The organism is Flavobacterium ranwuense, from assembly GCF_004349315.1.
Taxonomy (GTDB): domain Bacteria; phylum Bacteroidota; class Bacteroidia; order Flavobacteriales; family Flavobacteriaceae; genus Flavobacterium; species Flavobacterium ranwuense.
Window position 1 is genome coordinate 24900 of sequence record NZ_SMLH01000013.1, and the last position, 21888, is coordinate 46787.

General features: G+C 34.9%; 21 protein-coding genes. 5 read left to right on the top strand and 16 right to left on the bottom strand.

All coding sequences use genetic code 11. The features are described from left to right. Positions 1-42: 42 nt before the first annotated feature. From coaD to E0I61_RS15835, 3 genes are read right to left on the bottom strand one after another with little or no spacing between them, the layout of a single operon-like run. Positions 43-498 carry a pantetheine-phosphate adenylyltransferase gene (coaD, locus tag E0I61_RS15825; protein WP_131916379.1) on the bottom strand — a complete coding sequence of 152 codons (456 nt, stop codon included), beginning with the start codon at positions 496-498 and terminating at the stop codon, positions 43-45. A 40-nt stretch (positions 499-538) separates the two neighbouring features. Beyond that, the gene (locus tag E0I61_RS15830; RefSeq protein WP_132072613.1) at positions 539-1231 is read right to left on the bottom strand and encodes a DUF421 domain-containing protein; all 693 of its coding nucleotides are present in this window, start codon (positions 1229-1231) and stop codon (positions 539-541) included. A 9-nt stretch (positions 1232-1240) separates the two neighbouring features. Then, a complete protein-coding gene (locus E0I61_RS15835) occupies positions 1241-2215 on the bottom strand; it encodes a D-alanine--D-alanine ligase (RefSeq protein WP_132072614.1) in 975 nt (324 codons plus the stop codon). A gap of 264 nt (positions 2216-2479) precedes the next feature. On the opposite strand from E0I61_RS15835, the gene E0I61_RS15840 reads away from it, so the two are divergent. Together E0I61_RS15840 and E0I61_RS15845 are read left to right on the top strand one after the other, a co-directional pair. Then, positions 2480-3103 carry a PASTA domain-containing protein gene (locus tag E0I61_RS15840; RefSeq protein ID WP_132072615.1) on the top strand — a complete coding sequence of 208 codons (624 nt, stop codon included), beginning with the start codon at positions 2480-2482 and terminating at the stop codon, positions 3101-3103. Continuing rightward, positions 3093-4139: an RluA family pseudouridine synthase gene (locus E0I61_RS15845; RefSeq protein WP_132072616.1), complete on the top strand. Its 1047-nt coding sequence runs from the start codon at positions 3093-3095 to the stop codon at positions 4137-4139. Before E0I61_RS15840 ends, E0I61_RS15845 begins: the two co-directional genes overlap by 11 nt. Positions 4140-4332: 193 nt before the next feature. Here the strand turns inward: E0I61_RS15845 and E0I61_RS15850 are convergent, their stop codons facing one another. Further along, entirely contained in the window at positions 4333-4737 is a 405-nt protein-coding gene (locus E0I61_RS15850; protein ID WP_132072617.1) for a hypothetical protein, read from the bottom strand. 353 nt (positions 4738-5090) lie between these two features. Here E0I61_RS15850 and E0I61_RS15855 point away from each other — a divergent pair, with 353 nt between their 5' ends. Continuing rightward, positions 5091-7562, top strand: coding sequence for a zinc-dependent metalloprotease (locus E0I61_RS15855; RefSeq protein ID WP_132072618.1), 2472 nt, complete (start codon positions 5091-5093; stop codon positions 7560-7562). 87 nt (positions 7563-7649) lie between these two features. Here the strand turns inward: E0I61_RS15855 and E0I61_RS15860 are convergent, their stop codons facing one another. The 5 genes from E0I61_RS15860 to E0I61_RS15880 all read right to left on the bottom strand — a co-directional run bounded on the left by E0I61_RS15860 (position 7650) and on the right by E0I61_RS15880 (position 13090). Next, positions 7650-8438 carry a hypothetical protein gene (locus tag E0I61_RS15860; protein ID WP_132072619.1) on the bottom strand — a complete coding sequence of 263 codons (789 nt, stop codon included), beginning with the start codon at positions 8436-8438 and terminating at the stop codon, positions 7650-7652. 247 nt (positions 8439-8685) lie between these two features. Continuing rightward, positions 8686-10104, bottom strand: a complete 1419-nt coding sequence (locus tag E0I61_RS15865; RefSeq protein ID WP_132072620.1) for an amidohydrolase family protein — start codon at positions 10102-10104, stop codon at positions 8686-8688. A gap of 383 nt (positions 10105-10487) precedes the next feature. Continuing rightward, positions 10488-11261, bottom strand: a complete 774-nt coding sequence (locus E0I61_RS15870; protein ID WP_132072621.1) for a sulfite exporter TauE/SafE family protein — start codon at positions 11259-11261, stop codon at positions 10488-10490. A 26-nt stretch (positions 11262-11287) separates the two neighbouring features. Continuing rightward, positions 11288-12565 (bottom strand): MFS transporter, encoded by a 1278-nt coding sequence (locus E0I61_RS15875; protein WP_132072622.1) that lies wholly within the window; start codon positions 12563-12565, stop codon positions 11288-11290. A gap of 3 nt (positions 12566-12568) precedes the next feature. Beyond that, on the bottom strand, positions 12569-13090 hold the full coding sequence (locus E0I61_RS15880; protein WP_131996727.1) for a GNAT family N-acetyltransferase: 522 nt from the start codon (positions 13088-13090) through the stop codon (positions 12569-12571). A 171-nt stretch (positions 13091-13261) separates the two neighbouring features. Between E0I61_RS15880 and yaaA the strand changes: the two genes are divergently transcribed. Further along, entirely contained in the window at positions 13262-14020 is a 759-nt protein-coding gene (gene yaaA / locus E0I61_RS15885; protein ID WP_132072623.1) for a peroxide stress protein YaaA, read from the top strand. Between the two features lie 74 nt (positions 14021-14094). Here the strand turns inward: yaaA and E0I61_RS15890 are convergent, their stop codons facing one another. The 4 genes from E0I61_RS15890 to E0I61_RS15905 form a co-directional block, all read right to left on the bottom strand. Then, the gene (locus tag E0I61_RS15890; protein WP_132072624.1) at positions 14095-15678 is read right to left on the bottom strand and encodes a DHA2 family efflux MFS transporter permease subunit; all 1584 of its coding nucleotides are present in this window, start codon (positions 15676-15678) and stop codon (positions 14095-14097) included. Between the two features lie 78 nt (positions 15679-15756). Then, complete coding sequence (locus E0I61_RS15895; protein ID WP_131996736.1) at positions 15757-16836, bottom strand: HlyD family secretion protein; 1080 nt, start codon at positions 16834-16836, stop codon at positions 15757-15759. A gap of 11 nt (positions 16837-16847) precedes the next feature. Next, positions 16848-18194, bottom strand: coding sequence for a TolC family protein (locus E0I61_RS15900; protein ID WP_132072625.1), 1347 nt, complete (start codon positions 18192-18194; stop codon positions 16848-16850). Further along, positions 18184-18810 carry a TetR/AcrR family transcriptional regulator gene (locus tag E0I61_RS15905; RefSeq protein WP_394346074.1) on the bottom strand — a complete coding sequence of 209 codons (627 nt, stop codon included), beginning with the start codon at positions 18808-18810 and terminating at the stop codon, positions 18184-18186. Before E0I61_RS15905 ends, E0I61_RS15900 begins: the two co-directional genes overlap by 11 nt. A 215-nt stretch (positions 18811-19025) precedes the next feature. Between E0I61_RS15905 and E0I61_RS15910 the strand changes: the two genes are divergently transcribed. After that, the gene (locus E0I61_RS15910; protein WP_132072627.1) at positions 19026-19583 is read left to right on the top strand and encodes a DUF4494 domain-containing protein; all 558 of its coding nucleotides are present in this window, start codon (positions 19026-19028) and stop codon (positions 19581-19583) included. A gap of 117 nt (positions 19584-19700) precedes the next feature. On the opposite strand, the gene E0I61_RS15915 is transcribed toward E0I61_RS15910, so the two are convergent. The 3 genes from E0I61_RS15915 to E0I61_RS15925 all read right to left on the bottom strand — a co-directional run. Beyond that, a complete protein-coding gene (locus tag E0I61_RS15915; protein WP_132072628.1) occupies positions 19701-20216 on the bottom strand; it encodes a GNAT family N-acetyltransferase in 516 nt (171 codons plus the stop codon). Positions 20217-20273: 57 nt separating this feature from the next. Further along, complete coding sequence (locus tag E0I61_RS15920; RefSeq protein WP_235832144.1) at positions 20274-21149, bottom strand: alpha/beta hydrolase; 876 nt, start codon at positions 21147-21149, stop codon at positions 20274-20276. Between the two features lie 145 nt (positions 21150-21294). Next, positions 21295-21888, bottom strand: a 594-nt coding sequence (locus E0I61_RS15925; protein ID WP_205728765.1) for a hypothetical protein, incomplete at its 5' end; no start/stop codon positions are given.

Sequence of the window (21888 nt, forward strand, 5' to 3'; positions counted from 1 at the left end):
ATTGCCACGTTTCACAATTTTATATTTTGTTGATGGTAATCACTATTTTACTCGAACGGCATCAGGAACCAGCATTTCATATTGACCTCCATTGCGGATTACATCTCTCACAATACTGGAACTGATATACGAAGTTCTCGCGGCAGTCAATAAAAAAACGGTTTCTATTTTTGATAAGCGGCGATTGGTGTGTGCGATGGCTTTTTCAAATTCGAAATCGGCGGGATTGCGTAAACCACGCAGAATGAAGTCTGCTTTTATTCTATGGCACAAATCAATGGTCAAACCTTCATAAGTAATCACCGAAACTTTAGGTTCATTCTTGAAGGTTTCTTCGATAAATCGTTTTCTTTCTTCCAGTGAAAACATGTATTTTTTTTCGGCATTGATACCAATGGCAATTACGATTTCATCAAATAATGAAATACTTCTTTTGATGATGTCTTCATGTCCTAATGTAATTGGGTCAAATGAACCCGGGAATATGGCTTTTCTCATTTTATAAAATATAATTAAATTGAACTTATGTTTTGCTCAATTAGGTTTTTCGAAGTGTCTGTATTGCTTCGACCCATTCAGATTTTTTACAAACTCTACACTCCGCATTTCCTGGTTTATGGCTTTCAGTATTTCCGCAAAAGGTGCAGGAATAAATACCTTCTGTTGGGATCATTTTACTTTTTTGTTTAAATAAAAAAGGTAGAATTGGCAAGCCTGGTTGGACTTCATGGTCTTCATAATAAAAAACACTGATTTCGCCACTGGTTTCCATAAAGGCATTTTTTACCTGCCCTAAATGTTCTACCGATTTCAATCGGAGTTCCGAAAAAAATTCATCTTGTGCTAAGCTTTCCTTTTTGAAAGTAGCAATTGAAAATTTTCCTTCGCTGATAATACATTCGGTTTTGCCTTCTATAAACTCTTCAAATCGTTTACTTTTTCCTGTTAGCCAAGTTACTAATCGGTATAAAAGTATAATGACCAGAAATACGGTTATGGGCGGAATTATTCCAACTTTTTCATAGAACATGGGATCTCCCGCTGCTGACCCTAAAGCAATAATGATGACTGTTTCAAAAACAGATAATTGCTTTACGCCACGTTTTCCAGCCACTTTTAATGTTAATAGTAAAACTGTAAACATTGTCGTAGAACGGAAAATGACTTCTAAAAGAAAGGATTCTGGTAAATCATTGTACAATAATCGGTTCCATTCAAAGATTTCTATCATAATGGAGAGTTAGTTATTTAAAGCCAACTCAATCGCATTGCTAAATAAATCTTCCAATGAAATTCCGGCAGCTTTGGCTTGTTGCGGAATCAAACTTTCGGTCGTTAATCCCGGAATGGTGTTCATTTCTAGCATGTGTGGTTCATCGTTTACGAGGATAAATTCACTTCTGGAGAAACCTCTCATTTTTAGGACTTCATAAGCGCGTTTGGCTATTTCGCTCACTTTTTGGGTCATTTCATCTGAGATTCTTGCCGGTGTGATTTCTTGTGATTTACCCAAATATTTGGCTTCATAATCGAAGAAATCATTATCCGAAACAATTTCGGTGATGGGTAAAACGGTTACGGTTCCTTTGTAATTGATAACTCCTACAGAAACTTCGGTTCCGTCAAGGAAACTTTCTATGATGATTTCGTTGTCTTCTTTGTAAGCGACTTCTATTGCGATTGGCAATTCATTGATGGTTTTTACTTTGGAAATTCCAAAACTGGAACCCGCTTTATTTGGTTTTACAAAACAAGGCAGACCAACTTTAGCTACAATTTCGTCAGTATTGATGGTATCGCCTTTATTCAAGTAATAGGAAGTGGCGGTCTTTATTCCGTATGGTTTTAAAACGGATAATAAATCACGTTTGTTGAATGTTAGCGCTGCTTGGTAATAATCGCAGGAAGTTTGCGGAATATGTAATAATTCGTAATACGCTTGCATTAGTCCGTCTTCGCCGGGAGTTCCGTGAATGGCGTTGAAAACACAGTCAAAAGTGATTTTATTGCCATCAACAGTTACTGAAAAATCATTTTTATCGATGGGGAATTCGGCGTCATTAGCATCAACATAGACCCATTTTTCTTTGAAAATATGGATTCGGAATCTGTTGTATTTCGTTTTGTCCAGAAATTGATATACGACGTTTCCGCTGATGAGTGAGATTTTATACTCGCTGGAATATCCGCCCATGATGATGGCAATGTTTTTCATTTTGTATCGTTTTGTTCTTAGTTGTTCGAATAAATAATAAGGTGTTTTTAGCACTATATTCTAGCCCCGATAGCAGTGGAAATCCTTTTTATCAGCCTTTTCGGCGGATAAAAAGATTACTTCACTATACTTTCATTTTAATTGGAGTTCAGTGAATTTCATTTGCAACGAATAGCGGGAAATAGCTCCAAAAAGCATTAAACAAAATTATCATTTTTTTTGAAACGAAATAGCTTTATCTTTGCCACATATAAAAATAAATTTATGAGTTTACGTAAGTATCTTACTAGTCGTGTCTTTTTAGTACAAGTATTAATTGCGATTGCCATTATTGCCGCTTTGGGTTATTTGTTTATGCATTGGTTGACTTTTACAACAGATCATGGTCATGAAATTGCTGTTCCAAATTTGAGTAAATTGACTGAAGAGCAAGTGGAGGAAAAGTTAGATGAGTTGGATTTAGATTACGTGCTTTTGGATAGTGTGGATTATAGAAGTGATTTCCCGCAATTTAGTGTGGTAGAGCAAGATCCATCGCCGGGTACCAAGGTAAAAGTGGGCAGAAAAATATACATAAAAATAAATACTTCGGGATTTTCATCCGTGCGAATTCCTGATTTAGTGAATAAAACATATCGTGAAGCGGTGCCTACATTGAAAGCGTTAGGGCTCGAGGAAGGAACTGTTACGTATGTTCCAAATCTTGGAAAAGATATGGTATTGGAAATGCGTTTCAAAGGAAGAAACCTGAAAGTAGGCGACAGAGTCTTGAAATCATCCAAAATTGATTTGGTTTTAGGAGACGGAAAAATGAGTTATGAAGAAGAAGAAAGTGCTGCGGATACTCTGGTTGCACCAATAGAAGAAACACCAGTTGATGAACAATAATATAGATACAATAGATTTAGAAGACGAGTTATTTGAACATTTTAGATTTGAAGTTCCCAAAGGCCAAGCGTCTTTGCGAATTGATAAATACTTGATGAGCCTAATTCAAAATGCGACTCGCAATAAAATACAAACCGCAGCTACCGAAGGGAATATTTTTGTAAACGATGCCAGAGTGAAGTCGAATTACAAAGTAAAAGCCAATGATGTGGTGCGCGTTATGCTTACCCATCCTCCTTATGAAAACCATATTAATCCGGAGAATATTCCGCTTGATATTGTTTACGAAGACGATGCGTTGTTATTAATAAATAAATTGCCAGGAATGGTGGTGCATCCCGGTCACGGGAATTACACCGGAACTTTAGTGCATGCGTTGGCGTATCATTTTGATAATTTGCCAATGAACAGCAGCGAACGTCCCGGATTAGTGCATCGAATTGATAAAGACACTTCGGGTTTATTGGTAATTGCCAAAACCGAAGCTGCCATGACGCATCTTGCCAAGCAATTTGAAGCGAAAACTTCTGAAAGGGAGTATGTTGCTTTGGTTTGGGGAAATGTAGTTGAAGAGAAAGGAACGATTGAAGGAAACTTAGCACGACACTTGAAAGATCGCATGCAAATGGCGGTTTTTGCTGATCCGGAAATAGGGAAACCTGCCGTAACGCATTATAAAGTGTTGGAGCGTTTTGGTTACGTGACGTTGATTTCGTGCCAACTGGAAACAGGAAGAACCCATCAGATTCGGGCACACTTAAAACACATAGGACACCCGCTTTTTAATGATGAGCGTTATGGCGGTCATTTGATTTTAAAAGGAACTACGTTTACCAAATACAAACAGTTTATAGACAACTGTTTCAAAGCATTGCCAAGACAGGCTTTACATGCCAAAACATTGGGTTTTGTGCATCCTACAACCGGCGAGATGATGCGTTTTGATACAGAACTTCCGCAGGATTTTCAGGATTGTATCGAGAAATGGAGAGGCTATTCAAAATCCCATGGTACTGATCAAGAAGGAGAAGAATAAAAATATGAAAAGCCCCGGATTGGGGCTTTTTTTGTGGGTTTATGTTTGTTTTGATTATTGTTGTGGGCGCAAAGTCAGAGACATTTGCGCAGCGTATAGAAGAAACACTTTGCGGAGCAGGGAGTTATCAGCGTATTTTTTAAAGAATCACAGAATGAAGCCATTGAGGCAAACCGCTGTTAGCAGAAGTTTTTTATTTTTTTCGAAAATTAAATCGTCTTTCAAAATATGAAGCTTCGATATAATTAACGGTTAACTGCATTTCTTTTACTAGTCTTTTGATAACAGATTCCGTAGATTCATCATGTTTATTAATCCAGTCTTTTAATATTCTTTTTGTAACAGGATGATATTCAGGAAATCTTCTCAATTCAAATGCGATTGCAATTTGGCGATCTAATTTTGTTCCTCCGTTTGCACCCGCGAAATGATCAATTAAATTGTGGTATGTTTCAAATCTCTTGTCCTTGTTAGCTTTCTTTTGAGCTTTTGTAAAGCTTAAAATTGGTTGGATTATAGAAATATAAATAGCAAAAATACCTAAAATCAATCCTATAAATTCTAATAATCCTTGGTGGTTCGTGTAAAAATCTTCCATGTTTAAAATCAGTGTTGTTACGTCTCAAAATTTCTGCTAACTTATTTATACGTCTGACAGCATCCGACTTATCCACCCAAAAGTGGGCTGCTATGTCTGACAAACGTCAGTATTCATCTCTCAAATATAATAAAATTATTCGTACAGAATAGCTTGCTATTTCTTAAAACTAAATTCATCCTGTAAAATCAAGCAAAAAATCATTTTATAAAAACATTGCTACTGATTCCAGTATGAAATGTACAGCAAGAAACAGAACAGTTGTTAATTAAAAGTTAAACCAATGAATACTATTCAATTTGCTGGCACTAAAATTTATTTTTGATATTGATTAACCATTAAAAAACCAATAAATGAAGAAACTTTTCATTTTAACTGCAATCGCTGCAGCGATGCTGGTGCCCACCGCCCAATTTGCACAGTCCAAAAAGAAAAAAGATAAAAATGCCGCTGTAGTTCCTCCTCCTGAAAAGAAACCGGAACCCACTATCAAGGAATACAGCAAGGTAATTACTAAAGACGCTGTTTCTGACGAAGGATTGTTTACGGTACACAAAGTTGATAAAAAATATTTCTTCGAAATCCCCAATAAATACTTGGATAAAGACATGCTTTTGGTGAGCCGTTTGTCTAAACTGCCTTCTAATTTAGGAGGCGGATACGTAAACGCAGGTTCCGAAACCAATGAGCAATTGATTGTTTGGCAGCGTTTTCAGGATAAAATCCTTATCAAGATAAAATCATTCAGTGCTGTTGCCAATGACAGTTTGCCTATCAGCATTTCGGTGAAATCCAATAATTATGAGCCTACATTATTTGCTTTTGATATCGTAGCCTTCAGCAAAGATTCCGCAAATACGGTGATTGATGTAACTAAATTTTATGGCACTGACGTGAAAGCGATCAGCGGTTTATCGGCAGAAATGAGAGAAACCTATAAAGTAAAAGGAATGGATGATTCCCGCAGTTTTATCAATACGATGAAAAGTTTCCCGATGAACATTGAAGTGATTCAGGATTTCACCTACAACGCTTCTAAACCGCCCGTTCAGGAAGATTCAGAAACGATAAGCATCCAAATGAATCAGTCGATGATTTTATTGCCTGAAAAACCAATGCAACCCCGATTAGCTGATCCGCGCGTGGGATGGTTTACGATGAATCAAATCGATTACGGGAGCAATGAATTAAAATCTGACAGTAAAACGTATATCCAACGTTGGAGATTGGAACCTAAAGATCCTGTTGCTTACGCAAAAGGTGAACTGGTAGAACCGATAAAACCTATTGTGTATTATTTAGATCCTGCCACGCCTGAAAAATTGCGCAAGTACATTAAACAAGGAATTGAAGATTGGCAAAAGCCTTTTGAAACGGCTGGTTTTAAAAATGCTATTATTGCCAAAGACGCACCAACGAAAGAACAAGATCCTGATTTCAGCCCGGAAGACATTCGTTATTCCGTAATTCGTTATGTGGCGAGCACGACACGTAATGCCGTTGGACCCAGCGTTTCTGATCCCAGAACAGGAGAAATTATCGAGAGTGATGTGATTTGGTACCACAACCATTTGCGTTCGTACAGAAATCGCTATTTGTTAGAAACGGGAGCTGCAAATCCAACAGCAAGAACATTGAATACAAGTGATGAAGAAATGGGAGAAATGATGCGTATGGTTATCGCTCATGAAGTGGGGCATGCTCTTGGTTTTCCTCATAATATGGGTGCAAGTTGCGCTTATGACACCGAAAATTACAGAAATGGTGATTTTACACAGAAAAACGGAATCGCAGCCAGTTTGATGGATTATGCCCGTTTCAATTACATCGCACAACCCGGAGATAAAAACGTTCGTTTCATACGCCAAATGGGACCTTACGATCATTATGCCACTAATTGGGGGTACAGAGTTATTCCAAATGCGACTTCATCAGAAGTTGAAGTGCCAACATTAGATAAATGGATTATGGAAAAAGCCGAAAATCCTATTTATAAATTTGGGAAACAAAGCAGTAGTTTTGACCCGTCTTCACAAACGGAAGATATTGGTAATAATTCAATGAAAGCAGGTTCTTACGGACTTAAAAATTTGCAATATGTAGCGGCACATTTATCAGAATGGACGAGTGATGTGACTAATAATTACGAGGATTTAGATGAATTGTACAAAGAGATGATGGATGTTTGGAGCAGGTATGTAGGGCATGTGGTAACGAATGTTGGAGGTGTTTATGAAGCTACCAAAAAGCCAAACCAAAAAGGTAGCATTTATGATATTGTACCAAAAGCAAAGCAACAAGAAGCGATGCAATGGTTGCAAGCCAATGCTTTTGCTTCTCCAACGTGGTTGGTGAATGTGAGCACATTGAAAAACATTGATTACTCCGGGTATACGGAGCGTTTTAGAAATTTGCAAGCCCGACATTTGAATAGTGTAATGAGTTTTGAGCGTATTGGCCGATTGATGGATGCAGAAATAATGGGTACGGCTAATTATAAAGCCTTGGATTTACTGGTTGACATGCGCAGAGGAATTTGGAAAGAAGCCGGTTTAGGTTCGAATGTGACTATTTACAGAAGAAATTTACAACGCGCTTATATAGAAAGAATGAGTTATCTGATGAAAGAAGAAATTAAATCAGGTCGTCCTGCTGACTATTATAATGTGGCGCAATCGGATGTGAGAGGATTGGTTAGAGGCGAATTGACCACTTTAAAATCTACTTTATCAGTCGCTAAAACTAGAGCTGTAAATGCAGAAACAAAATATCATTATGAAGATGTGATTAAAAGAATCGACATGATATTAAATCCAAAACACTAAAATTTCAGTATTCTATTGCAGTAATGAATCCGATTTCGAGCGGATTTTTTATTGCTATAACTTGGAATAGAAGATGCGATAAATTGATTAATGAACTGGAAATTCAAAAAAATAGCTTTTCCTAATAAGTATCAGTAATCCATGAGTGAAAGGTCCTGGCAGGAATTTTAGTGTATTTAAATAGGAGTCATAGGTTTTGTTGTGATAATTTGTAATCACAAAGGGAGAGGAATTAGAAGTGATATATAAATCGCTTATCCTTTTATTATCCATCCTATTTTTTTCGTTAAAACTGGAAAAACAGATTTCTTGGTTTTCCTTTTTTAATTGGATAAAATCAAAGACCGATAAGGGAACTGTTTGATTTGTGGAATAAAAAAAAATTGATTTAGAAACATCAATTAAAATCCATTTTTTTAATTCCTTGGAATAGATTTCGTTAAAAGCATGTCCGCCTTTAATGCTCGGATCATTTGATACTATTTTCAATCCCCATTCTTTTACTTTTAAATCGTTTATGACACAGAAATTATTATAGACCTGAGAAAAATCGCTGCAAACGCCACCTTCGCCGCTTATCATTTTTCTTAAGGTTACATCTGAGGATTTACCTAATCCAGGGCCTCCTTTTATAAAGTTTCTCAACCAAACGGCTATCTGCGTCGCTTTATCAAGATCGCTTATTACAGCTTCTTTTTTTGTGAAAATCAATGGATTTAGTTCAAAATAAATTTCGGGTATATCTATAGTCTTATTCAAGTTATTGTAACAAAAACTTTCAATCCTATCAAAAGTGGCCTTTTTAGAAAGTAACCTAAACCGTATTTTGTATAGTAACGGATGTCTTCGGAAATACCAGATTAAAGATCTACTCATTTTTCAATAATTTATTCATCTTTGTAAACAATTAAAATAAAGAAATGCTATTCGCAAATGGTTTGTGTGTAGTTATTTACAAATCAAGTAGGTGACTCAAATATAATAAAAATAATAATTTAAAAAGTAAAAAATACCTTTAAATAAAACAATCAAAAGCATAAAAAAAGTCCCAATTAGGGACTTTAATTTTTTTATTTTTTTTGAAAAAAAATAGTAAGAGTTCCTTTTTATCTTTATAAATGGCTTATTTCATTGGAAAATTAGCTTCAAAAGTCTTAAATCTGGAGTCTAAATCTTTGAGCAATTGCTTTTTTACGGAAGCTTCTTTTATAAAACTGTAATTGATGCTGTTGTAAACAAATCGCTTGATATCTGAATAGGAAACGTCTTTGTATCTTTTTGCTAACAAAACATATTGTTCGGTCATATTGGTGCGTAAAATCCCTGCATCGTCCGTGCTGATTACTATTGGAACGTCAAAATCTTTATACAATGTCAATGGATGACGGTTTTCTTTTACTTTCAAAATGAATTCGTTACTCACTAAGTTGATTTCGATTGGAATTGTTTTCTTAGCCATGTAGCGCAATAAATCATACGAATCTTTCTCGTATGCCATATCTACTCCGTGACCGATACGGTTGGCTCCAGCGGTATAAATGGCTGCGCCAATATGCCAGGTTAGTTCTTCCGGTTGTACTAAACCAAGTGTCAGCTCGCCGGCATGCATCGTGTATTTTACATTTGGATAACGGGAATGGCAGTATTTAAACATCACCATGTGCAACCAATAATCTTTCATCGAGGTTTCACCATCTTCCGGAGAAACAATGTTAACTCCCGCCATAAGCGGACTTCCGTCAGCCGAAATGAATGCAATTACCAGATTTTTAAATAAATCTACAGGTTCCATGAAACGCAATACAAAATTTTGATACCGCATCGTAAATTGTTTGTCATCAATTTTAAGGTCCTTGTGAAGCTTTGCTACAAAATTGGTGTTGAATTCTTTGGCGTAGGATTCAGCATCTTTTTTCAGTAATGAATTGTAAACAGAATCCAATGATTTTAGAATCGCTTTTTCGTCTTTTGCCAAAGCCAATTTTCGCAATATGGAATTGAATTTCGTCAAATCATCCGTATTCATTGCAGTAGGAATTGTAGATAATTGCGTTTCAATATAACTGACATTTTCTGAAATTGCTCTGTTTTTTAGTTCCAATAAACCTTGTCCAAAATTCCCTTTGATAGCCGGTTCAAACTTCATAAAGGATTCAAAAAACAATTTATCTGATGGGTAATCCACATGATTATAGTCTTTTACAGACCATTTTTGCATGATTTTTTGTTTGTAAACGTCTAATGTTTCGTTACTTTTTAATGTCGAAAATTGTTCCCAGTTTCCGGTTGATGGTTTTTCTTTTAAAACATCCATCGTTTCGGTATTGAGATAAAAATCATCAGTAATGGCGCGTTGTAATAATGGCTCGGCATAAATAGAACCGGAATAGTGGTGGTGTAAATCGCCGCCTTTTGGCATCTGTGAAAAGAAAGCGGTTAATTCCGCTTCATTGTTTCTGATTTTTTCAAAATAGTCATTTGGAGCTTGGGAATAAGCACTATTTAGTACCGTTATTAAAAGGAAAGTATAAATTAATTTCATGTTTTTAAATTTTTATCGAAGTGAAAGTATTCTAAAATATGCTACTTTTTTGGTTAGTTTTGTTCTAACGCCAACAGTTATAAGTAATTTTAAACAGGTTAATTCTAACTTATTTCGAGGTAAATGTAGTAGATTTAACGGATTTATAAAAGACTTGTTTTAGAAAAATTTTTAAAAATTAGCTTAAAATAAGACAATAATACAAATCATAAAATCTCAGTAATTCATAAAATATAGTATAAATGCTATCAAAATTATCGGGTAGATTCGATTTTTTTAATTCATTTGAAATATTAAGGTGGTATTAAAAATCACACTCTATTAGTCTTTCACAAAAGAATTAATCAGTTCCAGTTCTAACTGAATTTACGTTTTTTTTAAATTTAAATTATTCCAATTATCAATAGAACAGCAAATAGGATAAGCATAAAAGTCACTATATTTTGAATGGTTGTTATGGTGACTTTTTTTAATAATTTATTGCCAAAATAAGCTCCAATAAATGCCGAAAGTGTGGCTAGAGTCAGTAAAGTGTAATCAAATTGACTTTGATTATTCAGTATTTGTTTGGAATAAACAGTTAGTCTGGAAATGTCCACTAAACAAGCAATTACCACACCGGTTGCAATGAAAGATTGTTTGGATAAATTAGCTCTTATCAAAAATGCGGCTCTTAAAGCGCCTTGATTTCCGGAAAGACCACCAAAAAAACCACTCAAAATTCCTCCTACAGGAAGGTATTTCTTGTCAAATTGTAAGTTGGTCAAACTAGGAATAACTTCAAATAAAGAGAAAAACAGCAGCACAATTCCAATAATCAGTTTTATTGGCATAATTTCAAAAGTGTGATTTCCTATTTGATAATCCGTTAGTGGTTGCATATCTGTCAATAAGGAAAGTACATAAGCGCCAAGAAATGCAAAAATAATTGCTGGAATCCCAAAGCGTAAAACAACATTTAGATTAGCGCTTTTACCTAATAAAAATAATTTAAAAAGATTGTTTAGAAAATGAACGATGGCAGTAAGTAAAATAGCCATTTCGATTGGGAAAAATAGCCCAAAGACAGGAACAAGAAGCGTTCCAAGACCAAATCCAGAAAATAATGTCAAACCGGAACCTATTAATGCAGCGAGACAAATGATGATGTATTCCATTTCATTTTAGATTTTAAATAAGAAAGCTATAGGAAAGGTTGCGTTTCGTTTTCGGAATAATTTAAATCCGTATGGAAGGTTTCTTTTAATTTCCAAAGTGCCAAAATTGAAATTACCGATAATAGTGTTCCAACAATCATGGCCGATTTCAAGATGTCTCCATCAAAAATAGTGTCTCTGAAAAAGCCATAAATGATAATAATTAGCGGCAGCGAACCCCGAACAAAATTTGGAACCGTCGTAGTCACGGTTGCACGAATATTGGTTCCAAATTGTTCCGCTGCAATAGTGACAAACAATACCCAATAGCCTACAGAGAAGCCCATAATAAAACAAAGTGTATAAAAAGTGGATGCCGAAATCCCAAATGCATTTAGGAACATAAAAACCATGATCAGATTAAACGTCAGAAACAAGTACATCACTTTTTTTCGACTTTTCAGCCACTGACTTAACAATCCGCTGGCGATATCTCCAAAAACCAATCCGCCGTAACACCAAGCAATGGCTTTTCCTGCAGCAATCGTTTCAAAACCCTGAACATCTAATGCTTTGGCAAATTCAGGAGAGAAAGTTATTAATACGCCTACCAAAAACCACAACGGAATTCCGATAAGAATGCATTGTATGTATTTTGAAAAGCGTTTTTTATTGGTAAATAAAGAAAGAAAATCGCCTTTCTTTTCTTCGCTTTCTTGTACTTTTTTGAACATACCTGATTCAGAAATACTGATTCGTAAAAACAATAAAAGAAGTCCTAAAACGCCACCAGCGTAATAACACAAACGCCAATCCTGAAAAACCTGATAGACTAAATAAGCAACCACAGCACCCGAAACACCTACAGATGCTACAATCATCGTTCCGTAGCCTCGTTTTTCTTTGGGTAAACTTTCGGTTACCAAAGTAATTCCGGCGCCTAATTCTCCTGCAAGACCAATTCCCGCTATCAATCTCCAGAACGCGTATCCATCAACGGTAGTTACCATTCCGTTAGCAATATTGGCCACAGAATAAATCAAGATAGAACCAAATAAAACAGAAATACGTCCTTTTTTATCACCTAATATTCCCCAAAGAATACCGCCAAAAAGCATCCCGAACATTTGCATACTAATCAAAAATTCTCCCTGATTCCTGATAGCATCACCGGTTATTCCTAAATCTTTTAGACTATCGGTACGGACAATTCCAAAAAGCAATAAATCATAAATATCAACAAAATAACCCAGTGCAGCCACAATTACGGCAGCATTTAGAATTCGGACTGGCTTTTCTGTTTCGGAGGATATGGTATTGGTCATGTATTATTTGATTAAAAGTTGCATTAATAAATCGGTTTGTTCGTCATTTCCTAACGTAAAAACGTGTTTGTCAAATACAACAAATCCATTTTTAGTGTAAAATCGGAGCGCTCTGTGATTTTCTTCCCAGACACCAAGCCAAATGTAATTAACGCCAGTATGATGTGCAATCTTTTTTACTTCGTCAAGCAACAACTGCCCAATGTTTTTTCCATGAAAAGTTTGTACAACATAAATTCGATGCACTTCTAAAGCATTCTCATTAATGGTTTCGGTTTGGGCATCACCGAAGTTTATTTTCAGATAACCAACAGCTTCTGCATTCGAATACGCTACATAAAACTGAGAATTGGCATTGTTCAATTCAGTTGTCAACTGTTCTGTATTGAAGCTGTCTTTTACATAATTAGCAATGTTTTCGGGTGTATTTACAGCGGCAAAAGTCTCTTTAAAAGTTTGGACACTTATCTTTTGGATTGTTTCCAAATCTGATAGCGTTGCTTTTCTAATTTCAATTGGGTTCATAATTAATGAAGGGTAGTTTGGTTTATTTGCGATTCAAAAATAATTAAATTGGCGTACAATTTTCATTATCTATTACACTATTAAACAAATCAATTTAAAGATTCTTGATTTCTTGATTTCAATTAGTACTTTTGAAAGAATTAATAAAAAGAGCTCGAAAGAGTATTGTGTATGAAAATTGTAATATCGCCAGCCAAGTCTTTAAATTTTGAAAAAGAGTTACCCACTAAGCTTTACACCGAACCTTTATTTTTAAAAGAATCGCGACAAGTTCATAAAGTTTTAAAAGAAAAAAAACCTGCTGATTTATCGGATTTAATGAGTATTTCGGATAAATTGGCTGATTTGAACTGGAAGCGAAATCAAGATTGGAAGACCCCTTTTACGACTTCAAATGCACGCCCGGCAGTGTATACTTTTGATGGAGATGTGTACATTGGATTAGACGCCTATTCGATTCCAGAAAAAAAAATAGAGGCTTTGCAAGACCGTTTGAGAATATTATCCGGTTTGTATGGTTTACTAAAACCATTGGACTTGATTCAAGCATACCGACTGGAAATGGGAACCAAATTACCCATTGGCGAAAGCAAAAACTTATATGAATTTTGGAAACCAACGGTTACAAAAGCTTTAAATAAAGAGCTTGAAAAAGGCGAGTTGTTTGTCAATTTAGCGAGCAATGAATATTTCTCGGCAATTGATGTTAAGGCGTTGAAAGTTCCTGTAATTACTCCTGAATTCAAAGATTACAAAAATGGAAAACTAAAAATAATCAGTTTTTTTGCCAAGAAAGCCAGAGGAATGATGGTGCGTTATATTATTGATACAAACGCTCAAACGATAGAGGATTTAAAAGGGTTCAATTACGATGGCTATCAATTTGACGCTAATTTATCGGAAGGAAATCATTTGGTTTTTACCCGCTAATATCTTTTTGAGTAAACATAAAAAACGCCGTTTTCATGATGATTACGGCGTTTTTTTTATGTTTGGATTTAATGTTAATGCATTGCATCGGCAGGGTTTATTTTGTTTTTTCCTTTCTTTATCAAAAGTATAAAAGGAATACAAAATAAAAATAACGCGCCTAAGTATAAAAAAATGTCCATATAAGAGAGTACGGAACTTTGCACCATTACTTTGTATTCAATGGCTTTGTAGGCTTTTGCCAAAGCTTCATTTTCAGAATAGCCTTTGGACATGAATCCCATTTTCAGTTGTTGCACTGTTTTTTGCACTTCAAACGAAGTCACATTAAGATGCGAAATAAGGTTTACACGGTGTTCCTGATTGAATCGAGCAATAAAAGTAGTGATAATGGCAATACCAAAAGAACCTCCCAATTGTCGCATCATTCCCGTAAAAGCGGCTCCTTCTCCAATACTTTTCCCTTTTAAGGTAGAGAGAGAAAGTGTAGAAATAGGAACAAATAACAATCCCAGTCCAATTCCTCTTAATATCAATGGCCAGTATAGGTGTTCTTCTCCAGAATCTGGGGTAATAACTTGTTGCATCCAATACGTAAAAAAGAAAAACAATAAAAATCCGGCAGCCACCATATACGCTTGCGGTACGCCACGTTGAATCATTTTACCTATGAATGGCATCATAATTCCAGTAGTTATCGAACTTGGAATTAATAGCAAACCGGCATCCATAGCACTCCAACCCAAAACGGATTGTGTGTAAATAGGGATGATAAAGGTAGAACCATACAATCCGAAACCAAGAATAAAACACATGATGGTTCCTATTCTTAAATTAGTGTCTTTTAAAACTCTTAAATTTACGATGGGATGTTTATAGGTGAGTTCTCTCCAAATAAAGAACAATAAACCAAAAACAGAAATAACAGATAACAATACAATCGTATTATTATTGAACCAATCGTCTTGCTGACCGTGTTCCAGAACATATTGTAAGGAGCCAACAAAAGCGGTTAAAAGAAAGATTCCCCACCAATCGACCTGGCTGGCTTTTAGTTTGTCACCATATTTAGGGCTTTTTACAAAAGAGAGCGTCAGTAAAGTAGCTATAATTCCAATAGGAATATTGATGTAAAAGATATACGGCCATGAAAAATGGTCTACAATATACCCTCCCAAAGGCGGTCCAAGAGTTGGGCCAACAATAACTCCCATTCCGTAAATAGCTTGTGCCATTCCTCTTTTGGCAACTGGATAACTCTCGGTAATTATGGTTTGAGCAGTTACTAATAAAGCACCACCGCCCAATCCTTGAATGAATCTAAAAGTAACTAATTCCCAAATATTATTGGCATTACCACATAAAAAGGAAGCAACTGTGAATATAATAATGGAAACTGCAAAATAATTCCGACGCCCAAATTGTTGTGACAACCAACTGGTCATAGGAATTACAATCACGTTTGCAATAGCATAAGCTGTTATAACCCAAGCCACATCAGTAAGTGATGCGCCAAGGCTGCCCCGCATATTGTTTAATGCCACATTTACAATTGTAGTATCTACAATTTCAAGCATAGCACAAAGAACGGCTGTAATGGTAATTATGACTCTTCTAAAGCCATATTCTACTAAATCATCTTCTCCTGTTTGTACCATTTTATACTAAAGTGTAAACTATCATTTTCTTAAAAGTATTACCGTTTTTGACATTTTAGAAATCACCCAAAAATTGATTTATTTTAAATGTACATCTACATCCACATTCATTCCCGGGCGAAGTAATTTTATTTTTTCAGGATCATTTGACGTGTTCAAGCTTATTTTAACGGGTAGTCTTTGGATTGTTTTCACAAAGTTTCCTGTAGCGTTATCAGGAGGAAGTAGTGAAAAACGAGATCCTGTAGCGGGTGAAAACGACGTGATTGCACCTTGAAAATCATATCCGGGATACGCATCCACTTTTACGGTAACTTTTTGACCAATTACCATTTTGTTCAACTGCGTTTCTTTGAAATTAGCAATTACCCAAGCTTCTTTGTTATTGATAATATAAAATAACGATTGTCCCGGTTGCACTAATTGTCCCGGTTGAATGTCAATTTTTGAAACCTGACCGTCAATCGCAGCAGTTACAGCAGTATAAGTCAAATTTAATTTTGCCGCATCAAGTAATGCTTTGGCTCTTTTGATATTGGCAGCAGCCACTTCAGTTTGTTTGTCCGAAACTTTAGATTTAGCTACAATTACCGATTTTTGAAAAGCAGTTGCTCTCTGTTGTTGTTGTAAAACGCGTACTTGACTTTCTGCTTCAAGTTTTGCAGCCAAAGCTTGCTCGTATTGTTGTTTTGTAATCGAATGGCTTTTGTACAAATTGTTATATCTGTTGTAATCACTCGTAATACGACCCAATCTGATTTTTGCCGATTCGATATTTCCGCCCGCTGATTGTACATTGGCATCAGAAACAGAAATACTGGCCAAAGCACTTCCAATATCAGCTTTAGAAACTTCAAAACTGCCTTCAGCGCCAACCATTGCAGCATTAGCTTCTTCAATTTTTAGTTGGTAATCTCTTTTATCGATAGTAAACAGTGTATCGCCTTTCTTTACAAAATCATTGTCTTTGATGTACACTTTATCCACATAACCCGAAACTCTTGGAATAATAGGATTCATGTTTTTTTCAATTTGTGCATCGTCTGTTTCTTCGTGAGCCAAGGAATGCATGTATTTATAAGTTCCGTAAGTTCCACCTAAAACTACCAAAGCCACTAGGATAATAATAAATTTTGTATTTGTTTTTTTCTTTTCCATGGTAGTTATGATTAGTTTTTTGTCCCGATAGCTATCGGGATGTTGAAGGTTTGAGATAATTGACCAGTTACCGATAGTAACTCGTAGTATTTTTGAATGGTATTTGCTTGCGCCAATGCTTTATTGATTTTTGAACTCAGTTGCTCCACATCAGCTTCCAGTAAATCATTCGTATCCGAGAGTCCGTTGTCATATTTATCTTTTATGATTCGGTAATTTTCCGAAGATTGTTCTACTGCTTGTCCGTAAACTACATTTTGCTTTAAAGCCAAATCATAATCTTCAATTGCTTTTTGAACCTGAACTTTTATATAATCTGTCAGTATGGCTTCAGAGTTTTGTACTTCAAGAAATCTATTCTCAGCCAGTTTTACCAATGTTCCATTTTTAAGAATGGCACTCAAGTCGTAGGAAATACCCACGCCAATATTCATCGCATTTTGTACGGTGATAACATTGCTCAAGTCTAATGCGGTATAACCGCCAATAATGGCAATTGCAGGATAATACGAACCTTTAGCTATTTTGATATTGGCTTCGCTTGCTTTTCCCTGAAATCGAATTGCTTCTAAATCTTTACGATTTTCTAATGCCGGCAATTCATTTGTTGGGATATTAGTCATTTGAAAATCAGCAAAATCACTTTCACGAATCTCCAGTTTAGTGTCTGGATTTAATTTTAAAAGCGTAACCAAATAAAAATTAATGATTTTTAAATTATTATTCGTTTCGTCTAATGATAATTGGATTTTCGAGGCTTGTAATTGTGATTTTAAAAGGTCGTTTTTAGGAATAATTCCATTTTTTTCTAACTCAATAAAATCGTTTACACGTTGTTGTGCACTTTTTTGATTTTCTTTCAGCAGTTCAATTGTTTTTTGTGCTTTGTATAATCCAGCATAATAATCAATTACGCGCAAAGCGATTTCCTCTTTTGTTTGTGATGCTGTTGCCATTTCAGCCTCATAAAGATTCTCATACACTTTGATGCTGTTTTGGATTTTAAAACCAGAGAATACAGGAACACTGGCATTCAACTGTCCAATCATCAATTGATTTACTATAGGAAGTGGTTTTTGTGAACCGGAATTATTTTGATTTATTTTAAAATCTACCGATGCATTTGCCAATCTTTGGTATTGACCTGAAAGTTTCAAATCAGGATATTGATTATTTTTTGAGGATTGCAGTTCGTACTTTTTAGTTTTCACTTTTGTATTGGCCAGAGTAACTTCATTGCTCTTGGTCCAAGCCAAATTAATGGCTTCGTTCAAAGTTAAACTTGTTTTTTCTTGCGCTGCCACTGATGAAATTCCGATAAAGAAAATCCCGAAGAGCATTAATTGACTAACTTTCATATATCAGAAGTGCTTTTATAGTTTGTTGAATGTGCTTTGTCAAATTGGTTTTGATGTAATTGTTGTATAAATCTTCGGTTTTCAAGTTTAATAAATTTTCGAAGAAAGGTTTATTCATATGAAAATGAAAGAAAGTACCCAGAATTGTGGGTGCGATAAGCGGAATAATAACGTCTTTTCTGAAAATGCCTTTTTTCTGACCTTCCTCGATAATGGTTTCAAGGGATTTTAAATTTCCTTTTTTTAATTCAGAAAAAGCCTGGAGATTTTGTTCTCTCTTTTTGGAGGTGAATTCGAAGTGTAAAATTCTATAAATACCTCGGTTGCTATTGATTCTATTGATGTACAGCTCAATTAGCTTATTGATTTTGTCAATAGGTTCCAGATCTTCCTGCAATAAACTTTCTAATTGATTTTTAAGATCCGAAGTTCTGTAAACAATAAGCGATTCCAGTAATCGTTCTTTGGAACCAAAGTAATACGAAACCATGGCAATATTGATTTTTGCCACTTTTGCTATGTTTCGAATGGAAGTACCATCAAATCCTTTTTCTGCAAAAAGTGTTTCTGCAACTTCGAGAATTTGAATTTGTTTGTCGTTAAAATTACTTTTCAATGGAATTTAATTTTTTCAAAAACAAAACTAAACAAGTGTTTAATTTAAACAACTGTTTAGTTTTTTGTTTAACATAATTTTAACATTATAAATTAAACTAGAATAAAGTTTATAACAACACTAATCTCCATCCGAAATTGTGAATATCTATTTTAGGAATAGCGCATTTTTTTTTCTTTAAAATCTATCTTTGACATCCTAAAAAAAATAAAGAGATGAGCACAATTTGGTACGAATGCAAGGTAAAATATAGAAAAACGGATGAAACTGGAGGACAAAAGATTACGACAGAACCGTACTTGGTAGATGCGTTATCCTACACGGAAGCCGAAAGCAGAATTAATGAAGAAATGTCGGCGTATATAAGTGAAGAATTTAAAATCACGAATATAAAAGTGGCCAATTATGCTGAAATTCATCCTTTCGAAAATGCGGATCGTTGGTTTAGATCTAAAGTTTCATTATTGGCGTATGACGAAGAAAGCGGTAAAGAACGCAAGACCAATATGTATTTATTAGTGCAAGCCAATGATGTAAAGGAGGCTTATGATAACACTACCAGCGTAATGAAAGGTACGATGGGAGACTACACCATACCAGCAATTTCAGAATCTCCTATTATGGATGTTTTTCCTTATTTCAGTGGGGAAGAAGGGGAACTGGAACAATTAGAAAGATTCAATGCACTCAAAGGTTCTAAACCGGAAGCAGTAGCAGAGATTGTAGATCACATGGAATTTGAAACGGCTCCTGAAGAAGAAGCTGTAGTTTAATATAAGTTATTTTAAAAAAATTACCGCAAATTCGCAAATTATAGAAACTGTTGCTAACTGTTTTTATCTGCGAATTTGCGATTTTTTAATTTTACCCTAAGCTTTTCATAATTTCAATTAGTCGTGTTTCGCTAAGACTTTCTCGTATGCTTTTCTGGAGCTTCCTCTAAAATATACTTCGCCACAATACGTATAACCCGAACTTTCAAAAATTTTCATCATGGCGATGTTGTCAAAATTGGTATCTGCTTTTATGCTGTAAATGTTGTTGCTTAACGCAAATTCTTCTATGTGTTTGAGTATCATTTTAGCCAAACCTTTACCCAAAAACTTCTCCGAAATGGCTACTCGGTGCAGTACTACAAAATCACCATTAGTTAGCCACTTTCCTTCAATAGTAGCATAGGCAGGTTCGTCATTGATTAGTACCGCACTATAACCGATGATAGTTTCTCCTGCGACCAAAACAAATCCTTCTCCTTTTTCAATATCTTTTTGTACGACTTCTGGATTTGGATAACCGTCTTGCCATTGGGTACTGCCGTCTTCTTTTCTTCGTAGGATAGCTTGTTGTAAAATTTCCCATATTGGATCTATTTCAGATAGTTCCGCTTTTCTAAAGTGATAATTCATTATTGTAATTTAAGTTTTCCATTGTGCAAAACGGTTCTTGGACGATATTTTTTCTTTTTATTTTTCAGTTTTTGGATACAAAATTCTCATTGCATTAAAAATTGCTAGATGAGTAATTGTTGCGTGGTCTTCTTGTGGCAAATAATCAAAGCTCACTTTTACATTTTTGCTTTTTTTGCTTTTCAATTTCTCGGACAATAAATTTGCATCAACTTCCATAACATGAGGAATTTCACTTGGTGCAAGTCCTTCTTTCCCAACTCCAATATAAATATCAATTTTATCTTTAAAGTTCTCTTGATATATTTCCGATTCTTCATTTAATAAAGAACCATTATTCCACCATAAACTTGGACTTATTATTATGTATTTGTTAAATAAGTTTGGTTTTTTTAGTAATATTTCTGTCGCTAAAAGTCCACCTAATGATTGTCCAATTATAGTTTTTGAATTGTTGGTTTTGTACTTCTTTTCAATAAAAGGTTGCAATTCAGTTTCAATAAAGGAAATGAAATTTGCGGATTTTCCACAAGTTAAATATCTTTTTTTATCTTCCTCAATTGTAGTTTGGTACGTAAAATCTCTTTTCCTGTCAATATTTGCAACTCCAACAACAATTGATTTCGGAACTCTATTTATCCAAGAAAAGTTGTTAAACTGAAAAAGTCCAACAACGTGAATAAAATCTTCATCAGCCGAACCATCAAGTAAATAGGTAACTGGATATTTAATTGTATCGTTTTGATTGTAGCCCTCTGGAAGATAAATATTTACTATTCTTTTTTCAGATAATATTTTTGAGTTAATTTCTTCGATTGTTCCAAGCACAAAAGGTTTGCTAGTTTCTTTTTGTTTTTTTACTTGTGCATTTCCAATCGTTACTGTAAATATTAATATCAAAATTATTATTTTTTTCATATTTTCTTTTTTCATTTTCCTCGAAAAACGTTTCGCGCATAGACCTTGTGGCGGCGAAACGAATTGAGTTCTTTCGGCTAAGATAAAGTTTTTTCGAAAGGAAAAACGTGAAGCTAGTAAAAACCAGCCATGAGGTTTATGCGCTGTTATGTGCAGATTATTATTCTCCGCAGTGCAAATACTCCTTCAATGCTAGCTTCCAAGATGCCAAACTATCAAATTTCTCAATAAGTCCATTTCCATCCTTTTCGACAAAAGCTTGAATGCCATGTTGGATCATATATTTTGGATAATATTTCGGAACTCCAACTTTTTGTATTGCTTGACAAGTTTCATTTAATTTACTCGAACCTGCTTTAAGTTCTTTTTCTAAATATTCCATTAAAGAGTTTTTTTCGCTGTCGCTAATATTCTCAAATATATTCATTTGTAAAACCAACAATGCTTGATGTGCACTTTTGTCTTTTACTCTGAATGTATCATATTTCCCGTAAACACCTGCAATCGCAAAAAGTTTTGCTGCTTTTTCGTATTGTTTTATTTCGATACATTTTTTCATTCCGTTTAATATATCAGCTGGATTATTTCCATTTGTTACTGCTGATAAATCAACACAAACGAGAGGATTTGGTGATTCTAGATTTCCGTCTGCTTCGATTGAAATGACATTTTGGGCATTAATTTGGTTCATTCCAAACATCAATAGTGTAATAATAAGAAGGTTTTTCATGGTATTTCGGATTAATTTGCACAT

Bases quoted from the DNA above. Each gene is read 5' to 3' on its own strand.
- E0I61_RS15880 (WP_131996727.1), bottom strand. From the start codon at position 13,090: ATGAACCCAATTGAAATTAGAAAAGCAACGCTATCAGATTTGGAAACA.
- E0I61_RS15890 (WP_132072624.1), bottom strand. From the start codon at position 15,678: ATGGTACAAACAGGAGAAGATGATTTAGTAGAATATGGCTTTAGAAGA.
- E0I61_RS15835 (WP_132072614.1), bottom strand. From the start codon at position 2,215: ATGAAAAACATTGCCATCATCATGGGCGGATATTCCAGCGAGTATAAA.
- E0I61_RS15870 (WP_132072621.1), bottom strand. From the start codon at position 11,261: ATGGAATACATCATCATTTGTCTCGCTGCATTAATAGGTTCCGGTTTG.
- E0I61_RS15895 (WP_131996736.1), bottom strand. From the start codon at position 16,836: ATGGAAAAGAAAAAAACAAATACAAAATTTATTATTATCCTAGTGGCT.
- E0I61_RS15875 (WP_132072622.1), bottom strand. From the start codon at position 12,565: ATGACCAATACCATATCCTCCGAAACAGAAAAGCCAGTCCGAATTCTA.
- coaD (WP_131916379.1), bottom strand. From the start codon at position 498: ATGAGAAAAGCCATATTCCCGGGTTCATTTGACCCAATTACATTAGGA.
- E0I61_RS15865 (WP_132072620.1), bottom strand. From the start codon at position 10,104: ATGAAATTAATTTATACTTTCCTTTTAATAACGGTACTAAATAGTGCT.
- E0I61_RS15845 (WP_132072616.1), top strand. From the start codon at position 3,093: ATGAACAATAATATAGATACAATAGATTTAGAAGACGAGTTATTTGAA.
- E0I61_RS15855 (WP_132072618.1), top strand. From the start codon at position 5,091: ATGAAGAAACTTTTCATTTTAACTGCAATCGCTGCAGCGATGCTGGTG.
- E0I61_RS15910 (WP_132072627.1), top strand. From the start codon at position 19,026: ATGAGCACAATTTGGTACGAATGCAAGGTAAAATATAGAAAAACGGAT.
- E0I61_RS15915 (WP_132072628.1), bottom strand. From the start codon at position 20,216: ATGAATTATCACTTTAGAAAAGCGGAACTATCTGAAATAGATCCAATA.
- E0I61_RS15850 (WP_132072617.1), bottom strand. From the start codon at position 4,737: ATGGAAGATTTTTACACGAACCACCAAGGATTATTAGAATTTATAGGA.
- E0I61_RS15840 (WP_132072615.1), top strand. From the start codon at position 2,480: ATGAGTTTACGTAAGTATCTTACTAGTCGTGTCTTTTTAGTACAAGTA.
- yaaA (WP_132072623.1), top strand. From the start codon at position 13,262: ATGAAAATTGTAATATCGCCAGCCAAGTCTTTAAATTTTGAAAAAGAG.
- E0I61_RS15830 (WP_132072613.1), bottom strand. From the start codon at position 1,231: ATGATAGAAATCTTTGAATGGAACCGATTATTGTACAATGATTTACCA.
- E0I61_RS15860 (WP_132072619.1), bottom strand. From the start codon at position 8,438: ATGAGTAGATCTTTAATCTGGTATTTCCGAAGACATCCGTTACTATAC.
- E0I61_RS15900 (WP_132072625.1), bottom strand. From the start codon at position 18,194: ATGAAAGTTAGTCAATTAATGCTCTTCGGGATTTTCTTTATCGGAATT.
- E0I61_RS15920 (WP_235832144.1), bottom strand. From the start codon at position 21,149: ATGAAAAAAGAAAATATGAAAAAAATAATAATTTTGATATTAATATTT.